At 72.0% G+C, this 21,283-nt stretch carries 23 protein-coding genes; 18 read left to right on the top strand and 5 right to left on the bottom strand.

The features are described 5' to 3' along the window. Positions 1-52: 52 nt before the first annotated feature. Genes ABZY31_RS18660 through ccsB form a run of 4 tightly spaced genes read left to right on the top strand, consistent with a single transcriptional unit; the run spans position 53 to position 4,275 of the window. Entirely contained in the window at positions 53-697 is a 645-nt protein-coding gene (locus ABZY31_RS18660) for a TlpA disulfide reductase family protein (protein ID WP_356411581.1), read from the top strand. After that, the gene (locus ABZY31_RS18665) at positions 694-1,440 is read left to right on the top strand and encodes a cytochrome c biogenesis protein CcdA (protein ID WP_356411584.1); all 747 of its coding nucleotides are present in this window, start codon (positions 694-696) and stop codon (positions 1,438-1,440) included. Before ABZY31_RS18660 ends, ABZY31_RS18665 begins: the two co-directional genes overlap by 4 nt. Positions 1,441-1,453: 13 nt before the next feature. Further along, on the top strand, positions 1,454-3,196 hold the full coding sequence (locus tag ABZY31_RS18670) for a cytochrome c biogenesis protein ResB (RefSeq protein ID WP_356411587.1): 1,743 nt from the start codon (positions 1,454-1,456) through the stop codon (positions 3,194-3,196). 2 nt (positions 3,197-3,198) lie between these two features. Then, entirely contained in the window at positions 3,199-4,275 is a 1,077-nt protein-coding gene (gene ccsB, locus ABZY31_RS18675; protein ID WP_356411753.1) for a c-type cytochrome biogenesis protein CcsB, read from the top strand. Positions 4,276-4,361: 86 nt separating this feature from the next. On the opposite strand, the gene ABZY31_RS18680 is transcribed toward ccsB, so the two are convergent. Next, positions 4,362-4,664 (bottom strand): PLD nuclease N-terminal domain-containing protein, encoded by a 303-nt coding sequence (locus ABZY31_RS18680; RefSeq protein WP_356411590.1) that lies wholly within the window; start codon positions 4,662-4,664, stop codon positions 4,362-4,364. 88 nt (positions 4,665-4,752) lie between these two features. On the opposite strand from ABZY31_RS18680, the gene ABZY31_RS18685 reads away from it, so the two are divergent. From ABZY31_RS18685 to ABZY31_RS18700, 4 genes are all read left to right on the top strand, one after another. Then, on the top strand, positions 4,753-6,210 hold the full coding sequence (locus ABZY31_RS18685; protein ID WP_356411593.1) for a menaquinone biosynthesis decarboxylase: 1,458 nt from the start codon (positions 4,753-4,755) through the stop codon (positions 6,208-6,210). Next, the gene (locus ABZY31_RS18690; protein WP_356411596.1) at positions 6,207-6,680 is read left to right on the top strand and encodes a hypothetical protein; all 474 of its coding nucleotides are present in this window, start codon (positions 6,207-6,209) and stop codon (positions 6,678-6,680) included. Before ABZY31_RS18685 ends, ABZY31_RS18690 begins: the two co-directional genes overlap by 4 nt. Further along, on the top strand, positions 6,680-7,600 hold the full coding sequence (gene mqnP / locus ABZY31_RS18695) for a menaquinone biosynthesis prenyltransferase MqnP (protein ID WP_356411598.1): 921 nt from the start codon (positions 6,680-6,682) through the stop codon (positions 7,598-7,600). Before ABZY31_RS18690 ends, mqnP begins: the two co-directional genes overlap by 1 nt. 183 nt (positions 7,601-7,783) lie before the next feature. Next, the gene (locus ABZY31_RS18700; protein WP_356411601.1) at positions 7,784-8,473 is read left to right on the top strand and encodes a UbiX family flavin prenyltransferase; all 690 of its coding nucleotides are present in this window, start codon (positions 7,784-7,786) and stop codon (positions 8,471-8,473) included. A 17-nt stretch (positions 8,474-8,490) separates the two neighbouring features. On the opposite strand, the gene ABZY31_RS18705 is transcribed toward ABZY31_RS18700, so the two are convergent. Then, entirely contained in the window at positions 8,491-8,625 is a 135-nt protein-coding gene (locus tag ABZY31_RS18705) for a hypothetical protein (protein WP_356411773.1), read from the bottom strand. 130 nt (positions 8,626-8,755) lie between these two features. On the opposite strand from ABZY31_RS18705, the gene ABZY31_RS18710 reads away from it, so the two are divergent. From ABZY31_RS18710 to ABZY31_RS18735, 6 genes are all read left to right on the top strand, one after another. Then, complete coding sequence (locus ABZY31_RS18710) at positions 8,756-9,211, top strand: Lrp/AsnC family transcriptional regulator (protein WP_330331057.1); 456 nt, start codon at positions 8,756-8,758, stop codon at positions 9,209-9,211. 72 nt (positions 9,212-9,283) lie between these two features. Then, positions 9,284-10,447, top strand: coding sequence for an aminofutalosine synthase MqnE (gene mqnE / locus ABZY31_RS18715; RefSeq protein ID WP_356411604.1), 1,164 nt, complete (start codon positions 9,284-9,286; stop codon positions 10,445-10,447). A 119-nt stretch (positions 10,448-10,566) separates the two neighbouring features. Further along, the gene (locus ABZY31_RS18720) at positions 10,567-11,109 is read left to right on the top strand and encodes a GNAT family N-acetyltransferase (protein ID WP_356411607.1); all 543 of its coding nucleotides are present in this window, start codon (positions 10,567-10,569) and stop codon (positions 11,107-11,109) included. Between the two features lie 115 nt (positions 11,110-11,224). Continuing rightward, positions 11,225-11,533 (top strand): DUF4229 domain-containing protein, encoded by a 309-nt coding sequence (locus ABZY31_RS18725; RefSeq protein ID WP_356411610.1) that lies wholly within the window; start codon positions 11,225-11,227, stop codon positions 11,531-11,533. Positions 11,534-11,725: 192 nt separating this feature from the next. Next, positions 11,726-11,803, top strand: a complete 78-nt coding sequence (locus tag ABZY31_RS18730) for a putative leader peptide (protein ID WP_330335068.1) — start codon at positions 11,726-11,728, stop codon at positions 11,801-11,803. Between the two features lie 76 nt (positions 11,804-11,879). Then, complete coding sequence (locus ABZY31_RS18735; protein WP_356411613.1) at positions 11,880-13,241, top strand: dicarboxylate/amino acid:cation symporter; 1,362 nt, start codon at positions 11,880-11,882, stop codon at positions 13,239-13,241. 77 nt (positions 13,242-13,318) lie between these two features. On the opposite strand, the gene ABZY31_RS18740 is transcribed toward ABZY31_RS18735, so the two are convergent. Then, entirely contained in the window at positions 13,319-13,480 is a 162-nt protein-coding gene (locus tag ABZY31_RS18740; protein ID WP_356411616.1) for a hypothetical protein, read from the bottom strand. Continuing rightward, positions 13,477-13,707, bottom strand: coding sequence for a hypothetical protein (locus ABZY31_RS18745; protein ID WP_356411619.1), 231 nt, complete (start codon positions 13,705-13,707; stop codon positions 13,477-13,479). Before ABZY31_RS18745 ends, ABZY31_RS18740 begins: the two co-directional genes overlap by 4 nt. Before the next feature lie 147 nt (positions 13,708-13,854). Here ABZY31_RS18745 and ABZY31_RS18750 point away from each other — a divergent pair, with 147 nt between their 5' ends. The 4 genes from ABZY31_RS18750 to ABZY31_RS18765 all read left to right on the top strand — a co-directional run bounded on the left by ABZY31_RS18750 (position 13,855) and on the right by ABZY31_RS18765 (position 20,057). Then, entirely contained in the window at positions 13,855-15,078 is a 1,224-nt protein-coding gene (locus ABZY31_RS18750; RefSeq protein WP_356411622.1) for a helix-turn-helix domain-containing protein, read from the top strand. 442 nt (positions 15,079-15,520) lie between these two features. Continuing rightward, the gene (locus ABZY31_RS18755) at positions 15,521-16,345 is read left to right on the top strand and encodes a helix-turn-helix domain-containing protein (protein WP_356411625.1); all 825 of its coding nucleotides are present in this window, start codon (positions 15,521-15,523) and stop codon (positions 16,343-16,345) included. Between the two features lie 121 nt (positions 16,346-16,466). Continuing rightward, positions 16,467-18,332, top strand: coding sequence for an AMP-dependent synthetase/ligase (locus ABZY31_RS18760; protein WP_356411628.1), 1,866 nt, complete (start codon positions 16,467-16,469; stop codon positions 18,330-18,332). 75 nt (positions 18,333-18,407) lie between these two features. Then, on the top strand, positions 18,408-20,057 hold the full coding sequence (locus tag ABZY31_RS18765; protein WP_356411631.1) for an alpha/beta hydrolase: 1,650 nt from the start codon (positions 18,408-18,410) through the stop codon (positions 20,055-20,057). Positions 20,058-20,087: 30 nt separating this feature from the next. On the opposite strand, the gene ABZY31_RS18770 is transcribed toward ABZY31_RS18765, so the two are convergent. Next, positions 20,088-21,260, bottom strand: coding sequence for a lipase family protein (locus ABZY31_RS18770; RefSeq protein WP_356411634.1), 1,173 nt, complete (start codon positions 21,258-21,260; stop codon positions 20,088-20,090). Positions 21,261-21,283: the final 23 nt, after the last annotated feature.

Genomic DNA, 21,283 nt, shown 5'->3' on the forward strand with positions numbered 1-21,283 from the left:
GCCCGCCGGGGGGCGCGCAAGATCCACAATTCACCCATGCGAAACTTTTCACATGAGCCTTAGCCGCGCGCGTGTCCGTCGTAGTCGCCGCCGCTCGACCAGCGGTCGCGCCGCCCTGCTGACCGCCGTGGCCGTCGCGGGCGCCCTCACCCTGAGCGCCTGCGGGGACGGGGCTGGCGGCGGCAAGTCCACCGGTTCCGCCGGGGGCAACTACGTCACCGGCCCGGGCGGCATCTCCACCGTCGCCCAGGGCGAGCGCGACGACGCCCCCAAGCTCGACGGCGAGACGGTCGACGGCAAGACGCTCGACACGACCACCCTCAAGGGGAAGGTCGTCGTCCTCAACGTCTGGGGCTCCTGGTGCCCGCCCTGCCGCGCCGAGGCACCCTACTTCGCCAAGGTCTCCAAGGAGCTGGCCGACGCGGGCAAGGACGTCGCCTTCGTCGGGATCAACACCCGCGACAACAGCAAGCAGAACGCGGCCTCCTTCGAGCAGAACTTCGGCATCGGCTACCCGAGCCTCTACGACCCCGACGGGAAGCTGATGCTCCGCTTCCCCAAGGGCACGCTCAACGCGCAGTCGATCCCCTCCACGATCGTCCTCGACAAGCAGGGCAGGATCGCCGCCCGCACCCTGGTCGCGGTCAACGAGGACCAGCTGCGCAAGATGATCGACCCGCTCCTCGCGGAGAAGTGAGCGCCGTGAACGAGACCGTTCTCGGCGGAGCCCTGCTGCTGGCGCTGCCCATCGCCGTACTCGCCGGGCTCGTCTCCTTCTTCTCCCCGTGCGTGCTGCCGCTCGTCCCCGGCTACCTTTCCTACGTCACCGGCGTCACCGGCGCCGACATGGCGGAGGCCCGGCGCGGCCGGATGCTGGCCGGGGCGAGCCTGTTCATCCTCGGCTTCACCGCCGTCTTCGTCTCCACCGGCGCCCTCTTCGGCTACTTCGGCGACGTCCTCCAGGACCACCGGGCCGTGATCTCGCGGGTGCTGGGCGGTGTGGTCATCCTCATGGGGCTCTTCTTCATGGGCCTGATCCCGGGTCTGACGATGCGGGAGTTCCGCTTCCACAAGAAGCCCACCGGCGGCCTGATCGGCGCGCCCGTCCTCGGTGTCCTGTTCGGCATCGGCTGGACGCCCTGCATGGGCCCGACCCTCGCCGCCGTGAACACGCTCTCCCTGAACGAGGCGAGCGCCGGGCGCGGAGCACTGCTGACCACCGCGTACTGTCTGGGCCTCGGCGTGCCCTTCATCCTGGCCGCGATCGCCTTCCGCAAGGCGCTCGGCGCGTTCGGCTGGGTGCAGCGGCACTACGCCTGGGTGATGCGCATCGGCGGCGGCATGCTGATCCTGACCGGTCTGCTGCTCGTCACAGGTTGGTGGGACACCATCGTCAGCGACATGCAGAGCTGGACACAGGGCTTCACGGTGGGGATCTGAGGACTACACGCACATGAGTACGACCGACAAGGCGCCCACCGAGGCGCCGGACCCCGACCACGCCGCCGCGGAAGCCGCCGCCGAGGTCACCGACGCCGCCGCGGCAGCCCAGCTGTCCACGGCGCCGCTGGAGGACCCGCCGGCCGGCGGTCCCGCCGTCGGCATCGGCGTGCTCGGCTGGGCCCGCTGGTTCTGGCGCCAGCTCACCTCCATGCGGGTCGCGCTGATCCTGCTCTTCCTGCTGTCCCTCGGCTCGATCCCCGGCTCCCTGATCCCGCAGAACCGGGTCGACCCGATGAAGGTCGAGATCTGGAAGGGCAAGCACGGGTTCTGGGTGCCGGCCGCCGAGAAGCTCCAGCTCTTCGACGTCTACAGCTCGGTGTGGTTCTCCGCGATCTACATCCTGCTGTTCGTGTCGCTGATCGGCTGCATCGTCCCGCGCACCTGGCAGTTCGTCGGCCAGCTCCGCGGCCGCCCGCCGCGCGCCCCCCGGCGCCTGGACCGGCTCCCCGCCTACACGACCTGGCGCACCGAGGCGGCCCCGGAGGAGGTCCTCTCGTACGCGAAGGAGGTCCTCGGCGGGCGCCGTTTCCGTACGGACGCCAACACCGCCGGGAGCGCGGTCGCCGCCGAGAAGGGCTATCTGCGCGAGGCCGGGAACCTGGCCTTCCACATCGCCCTGATCGTGATGCTGGTGGCCTTCGCCACGGGCCAGCTGCTCAAGTCCGAGGGCGGCAAGCTCGTCCTGCGCGGCAAGGGCTTCTCGAACACCCTCACCCAGTACGACGACTTCAAGTCCGGCAGCCTCTTCAGCTCCGACGACCTGCCGCCCTTCAGCTTCACCCTGGACCAGTTCGACGCCGAGTACGAGAAGAGCGGCCCGCAGAAGGGCACCCCGCGCGAGTTCAAGGCGTACGTCACCTACAGCAAGGGCGCGCACGGCACCCCGACGAAGACCGAGATCGAGGTCAACAAGCCGCTCGACGTCGAGGGCTCCAAGGTCTACCTGCTGGGCCACGGCTACGCGCCGGTCCTCTCGGTGACCGACCCCTCGGGCAAGGTCGTCTTCCGGGACGCCGTGCCGATGCTGCCGCAGGACGCGAACCTGACTTCCGCCGGAGCCGTCAAGGTCACCGACGGCTACCAGGACAAGAACGGCAAGAAGGAGCAGCTGGGCTTCAACGCCCGCTTCGTGCCGACCTTCGCGGGCAAGGGCCAGGGCACGATGGCCTCGCAGTTCCCCGCCGCCGACTTCCCGGTCCTGGCGCTGAACGCCTGGCACGGCAGCCTGGGCGTGGACTCGGGGCTGCCGCAGAACGTGTACCAGCTGGACACGGCCAAGATGCAGCAGTTCAAGAAGGAGAACGGCGATCCGTTCTCCCAGCTGATGCTGCCCGGCGAGACGATGACGCTCCCCGACGGCGCGGGCACCGTGAAGTTCGAGGGCATCGAGCGCTGGGCGACCTTCCAGATCTCCCAGGAGCCCGGCACCGGCTACGCGCTGGCGGGCGCGGTGACGGCCATCCTCGGCCTGGCCGCGTCCCTGTTCATCCAGCGCCGCCGGATCTGGGTCCGCGCGGTGACCGGCGAGGACGGCGTGACCGTCGTCGAGATGGCGGGCCTCGGCCGCAGCGAGTCCGCCAGGCTTCCCGAGGAGCTGGCCGACCTCGCCGCCACGCTGAACGAGCGTGCGCCCACCGCCGCCGACCCCGCCCCCACCCCTGTCGAAGCAACCGTTGAAGGAGAACGCGGATGACGCTGCTCGCAGCAGCCGCGACCAACACGAGCCTGGCCCACGCCAGCAACGTGCTGATCTATTCGTCGATGGCGGTCTACACGCTCGCCTTCTTCGCCCACATCGCCGAGTGGACCTTCGGCAGCCGCAGCAAGGTGGCCCGTACGGCCAACGCGCTGACGGCCGGCGCCGCCCAGGCCCCCGCCGTCCAGGTCCGCTCCAAGGCGGGCGGCACCGCCGTCCTCGACAAGCCGCAGGTCGTCACCCGCTCGGCCACCGGCACGCGCGACGTGCCGGACGGCCCGGGCGCGGCCGGCGGCACCGTCCAGGGCGACCTGTACGGCCGGATCGCGATCTCGCTGACCGCCCTCGGCTTCCTGCTCGCGGCGGGCGGCGTGGTCGCCCGCGCCCTGTCGGTGCAGCGGGCCCCCTGGGGCAACATGTACGAGTTCTCGATCACCTTCTCCACGGTGGCCGCGGGCGCGTACCTGCTGCTGCTGGCGCTGGGCAAGAACGTCCGCTGGATGGGCCTGATCCTGGTCACCACGGTCCTGCTGGACCTCGGCGTGGCCACGACCTGGCTCTACACCGACAGCGCGGCGCTGGTCCCGGCCCTGCACTCGTACTGGCTGTGGATCCACGTCTCCACCGCGATCATCTGCGGCGCGGTCTTCTACATCGGCGCGGCCGGCACGGTCCTCTACCTGTTCCGCGAGGGCTACGAGAGCCACCTCGCCGCGGGCCGTACGCCCGGCGCGCTGCGCACCTCGGTGCTGGAGCGGCTGCCCTCGGCGGCCTCGCTCGACAAGTTCTCGTACCGGATCAACGCGGCGGTCTTCCCGCTGTGGACCTTCACGATCATCGCTGGCGCGATCTGGGCGAACGACGCCTGGGGCCGGTACTGGGGCTGGGACCCCAAGGAGGTCTGGTCCTTCATCACCTGGGTCGCCTACGCCTGCTACCTGCACGCGCGCGCCACGGCCGGCTGGAAGGGCCGCAAGGCCGCCTACCTGGCGCTCTTCGCCTTCGCGTGCTGGATCTGGAACTACTACGGCGTGAACATCCTGCTCAACGGCAAGCACTCCTACGGCGGCGTGTAGCCACCGGGAGCACGGACGGCGAAGGGCCGGGCCCCCTCGGGGGGCCCGGCCCTCGTGCGTGCGGCCAGGGGGGCGGAGCGCCGGGATCAGCCCTTGTCGGGGTCGCCCCGGTCCTGCTTGTCCTGCTCATCGCGCAGGGACTTCAGGAACTCCGGGTTGTCGTCCGGCGCGACCCACTGCGCGCGCCGCGCGCGGCCGCCGCCGATCGCGGAGCGCTTCTTCCCGGCGAACAGCCACACGACGGGGCCGACGATGGAGAACAGCAGGATGATGATCACCCAGACCACCTTCGGGAGGTGCTTGACCTCTTCCTCGGGCGTGTTCAGGCAGTCGATGAAGGCATAGATGGTCAGCGCGATGATCAGCAGGAACGGCAGATAGCGCAGCACGGTGAGAGCCAGACCCCCAAGACGGTGGCGGGGCCGCGTCGGCCCCCGGTGACCCTCCCAGGGTAGTCCGTGGCCGATACTGGGTCGCATGGCTTACGACGATCTCCGCTCGCTGCTCCGGGCTCTGGAGCGGGAGGGCGACCTCAAGCGCATCAAGGCCGAAGTGGACCCGTATTTGGAGGTCGGGGAGATCGTCGACAGAGTGAACAAGGCGGGCGGTCCCGCGCTGCTCTTCGAGAACGTCAAGGGCTCGGCGATGCCGCTGGCCATGAACGTCTTCGGCACCGACCGCCGCCTGCTCAAGGCGCTGGGCCTGAAGTCCTACGCCGAGATCAGCGAGAAGATCGGCGGTCTGCTCAAGCCCGAGCTGCCGCAGGGCTTCATCGGTGTCCGCGAGGCCTTCGGCAAGCTCGGTTCGATGGTGCACGTGCCGCCGAAGAAGGTGAAGGGCGAGTCCGCGCCCGTCCAGGAGGTCGTCCTGACCGGCGACGACGTGGACCTGGACCGGCTCCCGGCCCTCTTCACCTGGCCCAAGGACGGCGGCTCCTTCTTCAACCTGGGGCTCACGCACACCAAGCACCCCGAGACGGGCGTGCGCAACCTCGGCCTCTACCGCCTCCAGCGCCACGACAAGCGCACCATCGGCATGCACTGGCAGATCCACAAGGACAGCCGCAACCACTACGCCGTCGCCGCCAAGAAGGGCGAGCGGCTCCCGGTCGCGATCGCCTTCGGCTGCCCGCCGGCCGTGACGTACGCCTCCACCGCGCCGCTGCCGGGCGACATCGACGAGTACCTCTTCGCCGGGTTCGTCGCGGGCAAGCGGATCGAAATGGTGGACTGCAAGACGGTCCCGCTCCAGGTCCCGGCGCACGCCGAGGTCGTCATCGAGGGCTGGCTGGAGCCGGGGGAGACGCTCCCGGAGGGCCCGTTCGGCGACCACACCGGTTTCTACACCCCGCAGGAGCCCTTCCCGGCCCTGACGATCGACTGCGTGACGATGCGCAAGCGCCCGCTGATCCAGTCGATCGTGGTGGGCAGGCCGCCGACCGAGGACGGTCCGCTGGGCCGCGCGACGGAACGCTTCTTCCTGCCGCTGCTCAAGATCATCATCCCGGACATCGTGGACTACCACCTGCCGGAATCGGGCGGCTTCCACAACTGCGCGATCGTCTCGATCGACAAGAAGTACCCGAAGCACGCGCAGAAGGTCATGCACGCCATCTGGGGTGCGCACATGATGTCGCTGACCAAGCTGATCATCGTGGTGGACGCCGACTGCGACGTGCACGACCTGCACGAGGTCTCCTGGCGGGCGCTGGGCAACACGGACTACGCCCGCGACCTCACCGTCGTCGAGGGCCCGGTGGACCACCTGGACCACGCCTCCTACCAGCAGTTCTGGGGCGGCAAGGCGGGCATCGACGCGACGAAGAAACTCCCCGAGGAGGGGTACACGCGGGACGGGGGCTGGCCCGACATGGTCGAGTCCGACCCCGCGACCGCCGCCCTCGTGGACCGCCGCTGGAAGGAGTACGGCCTGTGAGCCAGACCGCTGGGGGCCCCGCCCTCTTCATCGGTGACGACACGGCGTACGTCGCCCTCGTGCGCCCCGAACTGGACCCGGCCGACCCGGACATCCGCGCGGCCGCCGCCGCGGCGGGCGTCACCCCGGAGGAGTTCGTGGGCCCGGGCACCATCTGGGCCCTGATGAGCGAGGACGCGAGCGGCGAGGGCGACGGCTTCGAGCTGCCCGGTCTGCGCGACATCGAGGCCGACGACTTCGCCGGGCAGCTGGCCGCCGGGCTGGCGGGCAGCGAGGCGTTCACCCTGGAGGCCGGTTCGGTACTGCGCCTGGACGCCCGTCCCGCCGACGGCGACAGCTGGGCGGTGACCGCCGAGGTCACCCCGCCCGAGGGCCACGACGGCCAGGGACCGCAGACGCTGGACCTGGGGCGGCTGGTCTCGGCCGCGCTCCTGAGCGACCTCGAAGACTTCCGGAGCAGCCTCGCATGATGACCACCGCCGACGGAGTGGTCGGACCCGGCCCCGCGACCCAGCCCACCGGCAAGGTGAAGGCGTTCCTGCGCTTGGTGATGATCGAGCACTCGGTCTTCGCGCTGCCCTTCGCCTACATCGCCGCGCTCACCGCGATGTTCCAGCTGGACCGGCAGGTCCACTGGGTCACGCTGCTGCTGGTCACCGTCGCCATGGTGGGCCTGCGCACCTTCGCGATGGCCGCGAACCGGATCATCGACCGCGAGATCGACGCCCGCAACCCCCGCACCGCCGGGCGCGAACTCGTCACGGGCGCCGTCTCGGTGCGCTCCGCGTGGACCGGCGCGGGGATCGCGCTGGCCGTCTTCCTCGGGGCGGCGGCGCTGCTGAACCCGCTGTGCCTGGCGCTGGCGCCCGTCGCGGTGGTCCCGATGGTGGTGTACCCGTACGGCAAGCGGTTCACGAATTTCCCGCACGCCATCCTGGGCCTGGCCCAGGCGATGGGTCCGGTCGGGGCCTGGCTGGCGGTGACCGGCGAGTGGTCCTGGGACGCGGTCGTCCTCGGGCTCGCGGTCGGGGTGTGGATCGGCGGCTTCGACCTGATCTTCGGCTGCCAGGACGTGGCGGCCGACCGGGCGGAGGGCGTCAAGTCCGTCCCGGCGCGCTTCGGCATCCCGGCGGCGCTGTGGGGGGCGCGGGTCTGCCACGTCGTGACCACCGGGCTGCTCGTCTGGTACGCGCTCGCCACCGGCGCGGGGGCCTTCTTCTGGGCCGGGATGGTCGTCGTGGTGGCCGCCTTCGGCTACGAGCACACGATCGTGACCCCCAAGGACCTGTCGCGGCTGAACCGGGCCTTCTTCACCGTCAACGGCTTCATCGGGATCGCGCTGTTCGTGTGCGCGCTGGGCGACCTGATGGTGCGGGGGCTGGCGCTGTAGGGGGTGTCTTGTGGATCAGGCCGGATCAGGGAGCGGCGCCTGGCGCCGTGCATCGCAAGGCGGAGGAGGGAGTCAATGCGGAGCATTGGCGACCGACGACAACGCGGCGAGGCGCGGTGCCAGGCGCCGCGAGCCCGGCATGATCCACAAGACACCCCCTAAGTCCCGGATAGGCTCGGACGCATGAGTGACGGCAAGCGCACCCCCTGGGTGGTCGGGGTTTCGGGGGCGTCCGGTACGCCGTACGCGGCGTCCGTGCTGCGGGGGCTGCTCGCGGCGGGGGAGAGCGTGGACCTGGTGGTCAGCCGGTCCGCGCGGCTCACGCTGCTGGACGAGACCGGGATCGCCTTCCGCGACGCGCACTGGCGCGCGGACCTTCAGCAGTGGCTGGAGCGGGGGGCCGACGGGAAACCGGGCACCTTCGCGGGCTTCGGCCTGGACGCGGTGCGGTACTGGAACGCCGGGGACCTGGCGGCCGGGCCGTCGTCCGGCTCGTACCCGGTCAAGGGGATGCTGATCGTGCCCGCGTCCACGGCGTGCGTGGCGGGGGTGTCGCTGGGGCTGTCGAAGGACCTGCTCCAGCGGGTGGCGAGCGTCACGCTCAAGGAGCGGCGCCGGCTGGTGGTCGTGGTGCGGGAGACCCCGCTGAGCGGTCAGACGCTGAAGGCCCTAGTGGCGCTGGACGAGGCGGGCGCAGTGGTGCTGCCCGCCTCTCCGGCGTTCTACGCGGGTGCGACGCACGTCCAGGATCTGGCCGACTTCGTCGCGGGGCGGGTCCTGGACGCGGCAGGGGTGCCGCACCGGCTGTACCGCCGTTGGGACGGGGAGCTGGGCGCGGCCCGTGCTCCCGGTCCCGGTGCTGGTGAGGACTAGCCCCGGCTGGACCGGTACTAGCGCTTCTTGGCGCCGAACGCCTTGCGGGTCTTGTCGACACGCCGGGCGGCGGCGGGCTGGTGGGCACGGGATCGGTTGGCCAGCTCCTGAAGCTGTCGCATCTGCGCGTAGGCCATCTCGATCGTGTACACGGTGAACCACTCCTGAAGATTGTCAGATCATCGTTGATCTGTTGAAAGATTCACAGGGCGTCGACCCTGTGTGCCTTAGATTCTATACGTAAACTTGCGGGATCGCCGAATAATGGAAGGCTCCAGGTATATGGACACCGTGGACAGGCAGCTCATCCAGGCCCTGCGGGAGAACGGGCGTGCCTCCTACGCGGAGCTGGGCCGGCTCGTGGGCCTCTCCGGCCCCAGCGTCACCGACCGGATCAACCGGCTGGAGACGGCCGGTGTGATCACCGGCTACCGCGCGACCGTCGACGCCGCCTCGCTCGGCCTCGGCGTCACCGCGCTGATCGGCATCTCCCTCTCCGACGCCGCCGACCACGAGGACGTGGCCCGGCGGCTGCGCGACCTCGCGGAGATCGAGGACTGCTGGTTCATCGCGGGCGACGACTCCTTCATGCTCAAGGTGCGCGCGAACGACGTGGACGGCCTGGAGAAGATCATCCGCAGGCTGTCCGGCACCAAGGGCGTCTCCCGGACCCGCACCACCATCGTGCTCTCCACCAAGTGGGAGAACCGGGTCGGGGAACTGCCGGAGGAGCACTGAGAGTACGGTGGGTCGGGGTTTCGCAGCACAGGTACGCACGTAAGCAGGACAGACACAGGAGGCGACCGGCACATGGACGCTGGGCTCAAGCGCGAGCTGGAGGAGAAGGTCCGCTCCGGCGAGCGGCTGACGCGTGAGGACGGCATCGCCCTCTACGAGTCGGACGATCTGGCCTGGCTCGGTGGCCTCGCCCACGAGGTGCGCACCCGTAAGAACGGTGACGTGGTGCACTTCAACGTGAACCGTCACCTCAACATGACGAACGTCTGCACCGCCTCCTGTGCCTACTGCTCGTTCCAGCGCAAGCCGGGCGAGAAGGACGCGTACACGATGCGCATCGAGGAAGCCGTTCGCCTGGCCAAGACCATGGAGAACGAGAACCTCACCGAGCTGCACATCGTCAACGGCCTGCACCCCAACCTGCCGTGGCGCTACTACCCGCGCTCGCTGAGCGAGCTGAAGAAGGCGCTGCCGAACGTCTCGCTGAAGGCGTTCACGGCGACGGAGATCCACCACTTCGAGACGATCTCCGGTCTCACGGCGTCCGAGATCCTGGACGAGCTGATCGAGGCCGGCCTGGAGTCGCTCACCGGCGGCGGCGCGGAGATCTTCGACTGGGAGGTCCGCCAGCACATCGTCGACCACCGCACCCACTGGGAGGACTGGTCGCGCATCCACCGCCTCGCGCACGAGAAGGGTCTCAAGACCCCGTGCACGATGCTCTACGGGCACATCGAGGAGCCGCGCCACCGCGTGGACCACGTGCTGCGGCTGCGCGAACTCCAGGACGAGACCGGCGGCTTCCAGGTCTTCATCCCGCTGCGCTACCAGCACGACTTCGTGGACATGAAGGACGGCAAGGTCCGCAACAGGCTCCAGGCGCGCACGACGATGGCGACCGGCGCCGAGGCGCTCAAGACCTTCGCGGTCTCGCGGCTGCTCTTCGACAACGTCCCGCACGTCAAGGTCTTCTGGGTGATGCACGGCGTGCAGACCGCCCAGCTGGCGCTCCAGCACGGCGCGGACGACATGGACGGGTCGGTCGTCGAGTACAAGATCACGCACGACGCGGACAACTACGGCACGCCGAACAAGCTGGGCCGCGATGACCTGCTGGAGCTGATCCGGGACGCGGGCTTCCGCCCGGTCGAGCGCAACACGCGCTACGAGATCATCCGTGAGTACCCGGGCCCGGAGGCGGGGCTGCGCGACGAGCCGCAGGCGATGCGGCTCTGAGGTCCGGCGCGAGGCGCTGACGGGATCCGCCGCGACGCGCTGACAGGAAGGCCCTGGTCCCCTCGGACCGGGGCCTTCCGGCGTTGCCGGACGGTATGGGTAATGGCTAGTCTGCGCTCGTGACTCTTACAACCCCCGCTTCCCTCACCTTCGCCGCCGACCCGGCCGTCGATGCCGACCTGCACGCGCAGATCCTCGACCTGTGGGTCGAGGTGTCCAACGCCGGGGGCGCCGTGGGCTTCGTGGCGCCCGTCACCCGCGAGACGGTCCGCCCCGCGCTGCTGGGGCACCTCGCCGCGATGGCGGAGGGCCGGACCCGGCTGGTCGTCGGGTACGACGAGGAGGGCCGGGTGGCGGCGACCGCGTTCCTCGCCCTGAACTCGCACGCCCTGATGCGGCACTGGCTCTGGGTGTACACGGTGATGGTCGCGCCGGGCCTCCAGGGCCGGGGCGCCGGACGCGCGCTGATGGCGGCCGTCGCCGACGCGGCCCGCGCCATCGACGGCATCGACGCGATCCGGCTCGGCTGCCGCGGCGGGCTCGGCCTGGAGCGGTTCTACGCCTCCTGCGGATACCGCGAGGTCGGCCGCGTGCCCGGCGCGATCCGGGTCGCCCCGGGCGACGACCGCGACGACGTCACGATGCTGCTGCCCCTGCGCTGAAGGGCCCCGGCGGGCGGGGGGCGGGGCCGGGCGTGCTTCACTGGACGGGCAAGTCGGGGCGTACCCGACGTTCACAGGCGACGTAGACCGACGTAGACAGAGAGAAGGGGTCACCGTGTCCCTCAAGCCGAGCGCAACGATCCGCTACACCACGATGCGGCTGGCCATCTTCGTGGGCTGCTTCGTCGCCGTCCTCGCCCTGGTCAAGGTGGGCCTGGTGCCGTCCGCGCTCGGTGATGCCAACCTCGCCTGGGTCGCGCTGCTCGCGCTGGTGCTCTCCGCGCCGCTCTCCTTCGTGCTGCTGCGCAAGCAGCGCGACGTGATGTCCGAGCAGATCGCCGGACGGGTGGCCGGAGCGAAGGAGCGGCTCGCCGAGAACCGTGCGCAGGAGGACGCGGCGGACGACGCCGCCCGCGCGCACTGACCCTCCCCCTCCCCTCACTTTTTCGCGTCGAAGCGCCCCACCGGGATCGACCCCGGGCGGGGCGCTTTTGCGCATCGTGGGGCGGCCCTACGGGGTTCCGGCTGATGGGTGCTCAAAGCAGTCCTTTGAGATTCTCAAAGGATAAGTGTTAGCGTGTTCAACATGTTGACGTCAGTTGCGCCCTTCGAAGCCATGAGCACCCTGCTCGTGGCGCGCCTGCACGTAGACCTCTGCCGCCGCGCGTCCGCGGCCTGTTGCTGCTGTCGCTGACCCAGCCCCGCATGCAGCAGCGGTCCCGGCCGGCCACCTTCGGCTGCCGTACCGCATCACCACCATCCTCCGGAGAGTGTCCGTGTCCGCGACCCCCGAGGCCCCCGTCAAGGCCTCCCGCTCGTTCAAGTTCCCCTTCTGGGCCCAGATCGTCACCGGTCTCGTGCTCGGCGTCCTGTTCGGCTGGCTCTCGCGCAGCCAGGACATCGGCTGGCTGGCCACCACCCTGGAGAAGGTCGGCGACATCTTCGTCCAGCTCCTCAAGCTGGCCGTGGCCCCGCTCGTCTTCTTCGCCATCCTGGTGTCGGTCACCAACCTGCGGAAGGTGAACAACGCCGCCCGCCTCGCCTCGCGCACGCTGCTCTGGTTCATGATCACCTCGCTGATCGCGGTCGCCATCGGCCTCGCGATCGGCCTGCTGACCAACCCCGGCTCGGGCACCGGTCTCACCGCCGCCGACGGCAAGGAGCCCAAGCGGCACGGCTCGTGGATCGACTTCCTGACCGGCATCGTGCCGAACGACATCATCACGCCGTTCACCGAGCTGAACGTCCTGCAGATCGTCTTCCTCGCCGCCGTCGCCGGTATCGCCGCCCTCCAGCTCGGCGCGAAGGCGCAGCCGGTGCTGACGCTCGCCGAGTCCGTGCTGGAGCTGCTGCAGAAGGCCCTGTGGTGGGTCATCCGGCTCGCCCCGATCGGTACGGTCGGCCTCATCGGCACCGCCATCGCCAGCTACGGCTGGGACCTGATCGGCAAGTACGCCGTCTTCACCGCGGACGTCTACATCGGTTGCGCGCTCGTGCTGTTCGGCGTGTACCCGCTGCTGCTGGCCACGGTCGCCAAGGTCAACCCGCTCCAGTTTTTCAAGGGCGCCTGGCCCGCGATCCAGCTGGCCTTCGTCTCGCGCTCCTCGGTCGGCACGATGCCGGTCACCCAGAAGGTCACCGAGCGCCTCGGCGTCCCGAAGAACTACGCGTCCTTCGCCGTCCCGTTCGGCGCGACCACGAAGATGGACGGCTGCGCCGCGATCTACCCGGCGCTCGCCGCGATCTTCATCGCGCAGATCTTCGACGTGCCGCTGGGCGTCGGTGACTACCTGCTGATCGCGTTCGTCTCCGTGGTCGGTTCCGCCGCCACCGCCGGTCTGACCGGGGCGACCGTGATGCTGACGCTGACCCTCTCCACGCTGGGCCTGCCGCTGGCCGGCGTCGGCCTGCTGATGGCGATCGACCCGATCCTGGACATGATGCGGACCGCCACCAACGTGGCCGGTCAGGCCGTGGTCCCGGTCATCGTCGCCGCCCGCGAGGGCATCCTGGACCGCACGGCCTACGCCGCCGCCTCGTCCTCCCCGCTGGACGAGGTCCCCGCGGCCGAGCCCGCCGTGTCCGCCGAAGCGGCGGCCGCGTCCGAGGAGAAGGTCCCGGTCAGCGTCTGACCGTACGCCGCCGGCCCCGCGCCGGTACGCACACCCACCGCAGCCCCCGCCCCCGTCCGGGCGGGGGCTGCGGTGCGTCAGCGGGCGGCCGGGCGGGCGGGTTTGCAGCCCGGGTCGCGGATGGCGTGGGCCCAGTCCGAGGGGCGGGCACCGGACGTGGAGTGGCGGATGAACTCGACCCCGCCGGTCCGGATGGGGCGGTCGCAGACGGCGCAGATCCTGCCGGCGGCGGCGCTCACAGCCGCACCAGGGTGTCGGGGGCCGCGGTGAACTCGACGCCGGTCGCGTCGCGGACGTACGCGGTCCGGGCGTGCCGGGGGGTTCCGGCGACCGTGCCGACGCACTCCTCGACGACGGCCATCAACTCGCCCTCGCGCCCCGACCGCGGGTCACGGACCCGTGCGTGCAGCAGCGGGTGGCCGACGTGCCCGAATCCCTCGGCCGGCCCGGTCTCGCGTACGTCCATGGTGGTGCTCCTGCCGTTGTCAGCGGGTGGTTCCGCCGGGGCGGTGGCCGACCACCTTCTTCGGTCGTCCCGGCGCCGACCACGATGGCGGGCGGAACCCCGGGCAATCCACTGCCGCGTCCTATAGGGCCGTCCTATATTTCGGGCATGGAGCCTGAGCTGGACGCGTGGGTGCACCCGGAACTCCGGGCCGCCGCGGTGGCCGAGGACTGGGCGGCGTTGCTCACGGCGTGGCGCAAGGTGACGCGCACCAGCCAGAGCCGGCTCGGCGCCCTCATCGGTCTGGCGCAGCCCGACGTCTCCGCGATCGAGAACCGGCGGCGCGCGGTGACCTCCGTCGAGGTCCGCCGGCGCATCATCAGCGGCCTGGGCATCCCGGCCGAGCTCCTCTGCGGCGGGGCCGGGTCGGAGATGCCCCTGCCGTCGCTGGTGCTGCCCCGGCTGGTGGCCGAGCCGGAGACCGAGCGGCTGCGACGGATCACCGCGTCGGGAATGCGGCTGGACGCGCCCTCGCTCGCGGCGATGGAACGGCTGCTGGCGGAGCACCGGCGGGCCGAGGACACGCTGGGTTCGCGCGTCATGAACTCCGTCGTGGCCGCGCAGTTCCAGGCTGTTGCCGGGCTTTACGACCGGGCCCGGGGGCCCCTCGCGGACAAGCTCGTGCGGCTCATGGCCGAGTACGCGCAGTTCCTCGCCTGGATGGCGCAGGACCAGGACAACGCCGCCGTGGCGCTGGGCTGGTTCGACCGGTCCTACGACTGGGCGCTGGAATCCGGATACGGCGACATGGCGGCCACCACCATGAGCATGAAGGCCCACCTGGCCTGGTCCCAGGGCAAGGGTCGCCGCTGCGTCCGGCTCGGCGAGGCCGCCGCGTCCACGGCCGGAGCGAGCGAGACCACGCGCGCCATGGCCGTACAGATGGCCGGCCGGGGCCACGCCCTGGAGGGTGACGGGGCCGAGGCCCACCGCAGGCTCGATGAGGCGCAGGCGATCATCGCCAACGCCACGGACGCTCCGCCCTGGCTGTACTTCTACGGCGAATCCTGGTTCGCGGCCCAGCGCGGCATGGCCGACCTGCACCTGAGGGACTGGAGCGGCGCGGTCGCCCAGCTGACGCTGGGGCTGGCGGGTTTCGCGCCGGAGTTCCGGCGGGACCGGGCCTGGTACGGGGCGTGCCTGGCCCATGCCCACGCGGGCGCCGGAGAGGCGGACGCCGCGCTGACGACGGCGCTCGGCGTGATCGGCGACGCTTCTGAGATCGGTCGGCCCCACGCGTGGGGCGAGTTGCACACGGTAGGCGCGCTCCTGCTGCGACAGGGGGCGCGGGAGGGCCGGGTGCTGGTGGACCGGCTCGCCGAACTCGACTGAGCCGCAGCGGAATGCGCAGGTGGGACCGGGTCCTGTGGCGGCGCGACCCGGGGGGCGGCGAGTGGGCGGGGTGCCGGGTCGTGGGGTTTCGCGATGCGGTGGGGGGCGACGTCAAAGCTTTAAGTACCGGGGTGAGAACCAACCGACCCACCCCTCCCGCTCCCCGCCGGGGCTCGCTCACTCGCATGGGTGAACTCTGCCAACTGGGCTGGATTTCGAGGGGGTTGGCAGGCATATGCTCCGCACACCATCAGACATGAGACGGCCCCCGCCGGGACTGGCATCCCGAACGAGGGCCTGACCAACGCAGGAAGACAGCACCTTCCCCATGGCTTCAAAGCACCTTAGCGCGCCCCCGTGCGCCTCGCCCCGCGTTCGCGCCGGGTCCGTCCGATCCGGTGTCGTCCACGTGAACGTGCGGCTCACCGGACACTTCGTCATCGTGAGCAACCACCTCGCCCAGCACGGGCGGATGTCGCTGACCGCGATCGGGCTCGCCACCTACATCCAGTCGATGCCCGAGGGCACGCCCGTCGGCGTCAAGGCGCTGGCCGGGCGCTTCCCCGAGGGGGAGATCCGGATCGCCTCGGCCCTCCGGGAGTTGGTGGAGCACGGCTACCTGGAGCGGGTGCGCGTCCGGCTGGAGACCGGGCGGATCGTCACCCGCACGCTGTCCTACAACCAGCCGCGCGGCCTGACCCCCGCCGGCCCGAAGCCCGCACCGCTCCCGCCCCGGGACGACGGACCAGGGCCGGAGCCGACTCCGGCGCCGACTCCCGTGCCCCGCCCCACCCCGGCCCCCGCGCCCGCCCCCACCCCCGAACCCCGCCCCGTACGTCCGCCCCGCGCCGAGGAGCCCGTAGAACCCGTAGAGCCCGACGAGCCCGCCGGGCCGGTGCGGCAGGAGGCCCTCGAACTGCTGGCGCGGCTGCGGCTCGACGACCCCCGGCTGCTGCTCTCGCAGCGCGCCGTCCAGCGGCTCGCGCCGGGCGTCTCGCAGTGGCTGGAGCGCGGCGTCGAGCCGGACGCCGTGGGCCGCATGCTCGCCGCCGACCTGCCCGCCGACCTGCGGTACCCGGCCGGCCTCCTCGGGCACCGTCTCCGGGAGCAGATCCCGCCCCCGCTGCCGCCCGCCCGGGTCGCCCTGCCCGTCGCGCGGCCGGCCCCCTTCCAGACGTGCGACGGCTGCGAACGGGCCTTCCGGGCCCCGGCCCCGGGCCGCTGCCGGGGCTGCTCCGACGTCCCCTCGGCGGCGGCAGCGGCCTGACGCGGCTCGTGTCGACGGCGTGGAGCCTCGGTGAAAAAGGGGTCCAGGGGCTGGTCGGACGGGGTTACCGGTGCGTAGATTACCGGCGGTAACACTCGTGCCGGGTCAAGGAGCGTGCACCGTGGAAGCCGAGCTGGAACAGCCTCCGCAGCTGGTGGAACCCGTCAAGACGGTGATCGACGGGGTGGTCCGGGAGGTGTCGGTGCCCGCGCTGGTCGGCGCCTCGGCCCACGGGACGCTGGGGGACATCCCCTTCGACAACGCCCGTCAGGCCCCCGCCGAGCCCGTGCTCGCCCGCAAGGACGCGAACGGCGTCTGGCACGACGTGAGCGCCGCCGCCTTCGCCGCCGAGGTGCTCGCCGTAGCCAAGGGCCTGATCGCCGAGGGGCTGCGGCCCGGCGACCGGCTCGCCATCATGGCCCGCACCACCTACGAGTGGACCCTGCTCGACTTCGCGGGCTGGGCGGCCGGGCTGGTCACCGTACCGATCTACCCCACATCCTCCGCCCACCAGGCCCGCTGGATCATCGAGGACTCCGGCGCCGTCGCCTGCGCGGTCGAGGACACCGCGCAGGCCCGGGTGATCAGCGGCGAACGGGTCGCGCTGCCCGGCCTCGCGCACCTGTGGGAGTTCGACACCGGCGCCATCGCCCGCCTGGTCAAGGCCGGGGAGCGGATCCCGGACGCCCTCGTGCACGAGCGCCGCGAGCGCTGCGAGCCCGGCTCCGTCGCCAGCCTCCTCTACACCTCGGGCACCACCGGGCGTCCCAAGGGCTGCGTGCTGACCCACGGCAACTTCCTTGCCGAGGCCGACAATTCGGTCGCCCTGCTGCACCCCGTCTTCCGGTCCGTGAGCAAGGACCCCGCCTCGACGCTCCTCTTCCTGCCGCTCTCCCACGTCTTCGGCCGCACGGTCGCCATCGGCTGCATGCGTGCCCGCGTCAAGCTGGGCCACGCCCCGAGCATCCAGACCGACGACCTGCTCGCCGACCTGGCCGGTTTCCGCCCGACCTTCCTGCTGGCCATCCCCTACGTGCTGGAAAAGGTCTACAACACCGCCCGCGCCACCGCCGAGTCGATGGGCCGCGCCGCCTCCTTCGACCGGGCCGCCCGCATCGCGCAGCGCTGGGGCGAAGTGGCCGAGGGTGCGTCCCCGGGGATGGGGCTGCGCGCCGCCCGGGCGCTCTACGATCCGCTGGTCTACCGCCGGATCCGGGCCGCCCTCGGCGGCCGGGTGCGCTACGTCCTGAGCGGCGGCTCCCCGCTCGGCCGCCGCCTCGCCGCCTTCTACACGGGCGCGGGCATCGAGGTGTTCGAGGGGTACGGGCTCACGGAAACGACCGGGGCCAGCACGGTGACGCCGCCGCTGCGGCCCCGCCTCGGCACCGTCGGCTGGCCGCTGCCCGGCACCGCCGTGCGGATCGCGGACGACGGCGAGGTGCTGCTGTGGGGCCGCCACGTCTTCGCCGGGTACTGGAACAGCGGCGAGGGCCTGCCACCGGGCAGCTGGTTCGCCACCGGCGACATCGGCGAACTCGACGCCGACGGGTACCTGACCATCACCGGCCGCAAGAAGGACGTCATCATCACCTCGGGCGGCAAGAACGTCGCCCCCGCGCCCCTGGAGGACTGGCTCCGCGCCCACCCGCTCGTCAGCCAGTGCATGGTCCTGGGCGACAACCGGCCGTACGTCACCGCGCTCGTCACCCTGGAGCCGGAGGGGCTGACGCACTGGCGGCAGATGCACAAGAAGCAGCGGATGCCGCTGCCCGAACTGGTCCGCGACCCGGAGCTGCACGCGGAGATCCAGAAGGCGGTGGACGAGGCGAACAAGCTGGTCTCGCGTGCGGAATCGATTCGCCGCTTCGCGGTGCTGCCCACGGACTTCACCGAAGCGCGCGGCCACCTCACCCCCTCGATGAAGATCCGGCGGGCGGCGGTGGCCCGCGACCACGCCCGGGAGATCGAGGAGCTGTACCGGCGGTAGGGGGTTCCGCGTGCGCGGGCGGGACCGGAGCGGCCCGTTTATGGTGGTCCGGGGGCAGCCGCCGAGGAGGGCGCCGTGCACCGGTACCGTTCCCGTCGTTCCCACCCGTCCCGCCGCCCCCGCAGCGGCCCCGGCCCCCGTCGCGGCGCCGCCGTGTGCCTCGCCCTGGCGGCCCTGGCCGCCCTCGGCACCGGCCCGGGCGCCGCACCGGCCGTACGCACGGGCGCCCCACCTGCCACGCGTACGGGCCCGGGCGCCGCACCGGTCACGGGCCCCCGCACCGGCCCCGACCCGCTCGCCCGCTTCGCCGGGCAGCGGCTGCGCTGGGGCGGCTGCCCGGACCAGCCCGGCGCGCCAGCCGCGATGCGCTGCGCCACCCTCACCGTGCCCGTCGACCACGCCGACCCGGCCAAGGGGACGCTCGGGGTGGCCATGGCCAGGATCCCCGCCACCGGCCGCAAACGGCTCGGCTCGCTGGTGCTGAACTTCGGCGGCCCCGGCGCCCCCGGCATCGAAGCCCTGGCCGCCGACCCCAAGAGCTTCGCCGACCTCGGCGAGTCCTACGACCTGGTCGCCTTCGACCCGCGCGGGGTCGGCCACAGCGCCCCGGTCAGCTGCGGCGGCTCCCTCGACCCGGACCCCGGGACCGGGGACGACCCCGCCGCGCAGCTCGCGGCCCTGCGCGCGGTGGCCGCGCGCTGCGCCCGGCACTCCGGGCCCGTGCTCCCGTACATCGGGACCGTCCACGTGGCGCGCGACCTGGAGGTGATGCGCCGGGTGCTCGGCGAGGAGAAGCTGCACTACCTCGGCTTCTCCTACGGGACCCGGCTCGGCGCGGCGTACGCCGCCCAGTTCCCGCACCGCGTCGGGCGGATGGTCCTCGACGGGGTCGACACGCTGACCGAACCGCTGGACCAGCAGGCGCTCGCCACCGCCGAGGGGCAGCAGCGGGCGCTGGAGGACTTCCTGCGCTGGTGCACCCGCCGGGCGGGCTGCGCGGCCGGGACCAACACGCGCAGCGCCAAGGAGCACCTCAACGCCCTCGTCGCACGGCTCGACGCGGAGCCGCTGACCGGCGGCGACGGCTCGCCCTTCACGGGGAAGGACCTCGTCGCGGCCATCGCCGGGGCGCTGTACTCCGAGGAGTCCTGGCCCGCGCTCGCCGACGGGCTGGCGACGGCCGAACGCGACGGCGACCCGACGGGCCTGCTGGTGCTGGGCGGCCCGGCCGGCCCGCCGCCCCCGCAGACGGGCCCGGCCACCGGGCACCAGGTGCCCGCCGACAACCCGGCCGCCGCGCTGGTCGCCGTGAACTGCGCCGACGATCCCGACCGGGGCGCGGACAAGGCGTCCCCGGCCGCGATCGAGAAGGAGATCGAGTCCCGGGCCGCCGAGTTCCGCGCCGCCTCGCCACTCTTCGGGCCGCACCAGCTGAAGACGGTGCTGTCCTGCTACGGCCGCCCCGCGGGCAGCGGCTACCTGCGTGCCATCGACCGGCCGGGCGCCCCGCCGATGCTGCTGGTCGGCACGCGCGGGGACCCGGCGACCCCGTACCGCTGGACCGAGGAGACCGCGGCGCGGCTCGGCTCGGCGGTGGTGCTGGACTACAAGGGCGGCGGGCACGCCGCCTACTTCCACTCCGGGTGCGTGCGCGAGCGGGTGAACGCCTTCCTCGTCGACGGGGAGCTGGCGCGCGGGACGCGCGCGTGCCCCGCCGGTGAATGACCGGCGGGGCGGTGAAAGGCCTTGCACAGGTCAGCAGTTGCCGTGCGCGGGGCGCCCGGCGAAGCGGTCGGCGAGCCAGTTGCCCGCCGCGACGGCCTCGGTGATGACCCCGGTGACGTGGCCGCCGACCCGGATCGGGTTCCAGTCGACGTCGGCGCCCTTGGCGCACCAGTCGGCGCGCAGCTGCTTGCCGACCGCGTAGGGGATCAGCTCGTCGCCCACCGCGTGGTACTGGTACACCGGCGCGGCCGGCGCCGTCCGGCCGAGCTTCGACTGGTGCAGCCGGGCCTGCCAGTCGGGCTGGGCCAGCGGGTCCCTCGTCGTCATGTCGGCGATCCGCTTGAAGGAGCCGACGGCCGCGTCGATGGCGACGCAGTGGGTCTTGAGGTGGTCGACGAGGAGCTTGCCCGCCGGGTTGAGGTAGGAGTCCAGCTTCAGCTCGGGGAAGGCCGCGTCCTGGCCCGCCGCGGCCATGAAGACGAGGCCGGAGCCGTAGGAGCCGTCGTTGAACGCGGCGACCTTGAGCAGGTCCGCCGGGACCCCGCCGGTCGCGGTCCCCTTGACCTGGAGTTCGGGGGCGTAGGCGCCCTGCAGCTCGGCGGCCCAGCTGGAGGCCTGGCCGCCCTGCGAGTACCCCATGATGCCGACCGGTCCCGCGGCAGAGAGGCCCGCCTCGGGCAGGCGCTGGGCCGCGCGCGCCGCGTCCAGGACGGCGTACCCGGCCGACTGCCCGACGGTGTAGGTGTGCAGGCCGGGGGTGCCGAGGCCCTCGTAGTCGGTGACGACCACGGCCCAGCCGCGCAGGGTGAGCTGCTGGATGAGGTTGGCCTCCAGGCCGGTGCCCTTCGGGAAGTTCTCGCTCGGCGCGCAGGAGTCGTCGAGGCCGACCGTGCCGACGGCGTAGGTGATCAGGGGGCGGGGGCCGGTGCGGCCGTCCTGCGGGACGATCACGGTGCCGGACACGACGTCGGGGGCGCCGGCGGCGGTGGTCGAGCGGTAGTGGATCTTCCAGGCCCGGGTGTTCGTGGGCTGGCCCGGCAGCGGGTGGAAGGAGGAGGGGGCGCTGGCGACGATGTCACCGGGCCGGGCGGCGGCGTCCGCCGGGGCGGCCGGATCGGCCCAGGCGTGCGCGGTGGTGGCGGGGATCCCGGCCGCCAGGGCCAGGGCGGCCACGGCGGCGAGCGCGGTGCTTCGGATACGCATGGGGCGGCTCTCCCAAGGGGTCC

Origin of the sequence: Streptomyces sp. NPDC006529, assembly GCF_040611795.1 — a bacterium.
GTDB lineage: Bacteria > Actinomycetota > Actinomycetes > Streptomycetales > Streptomycetaceae > Streptomyces.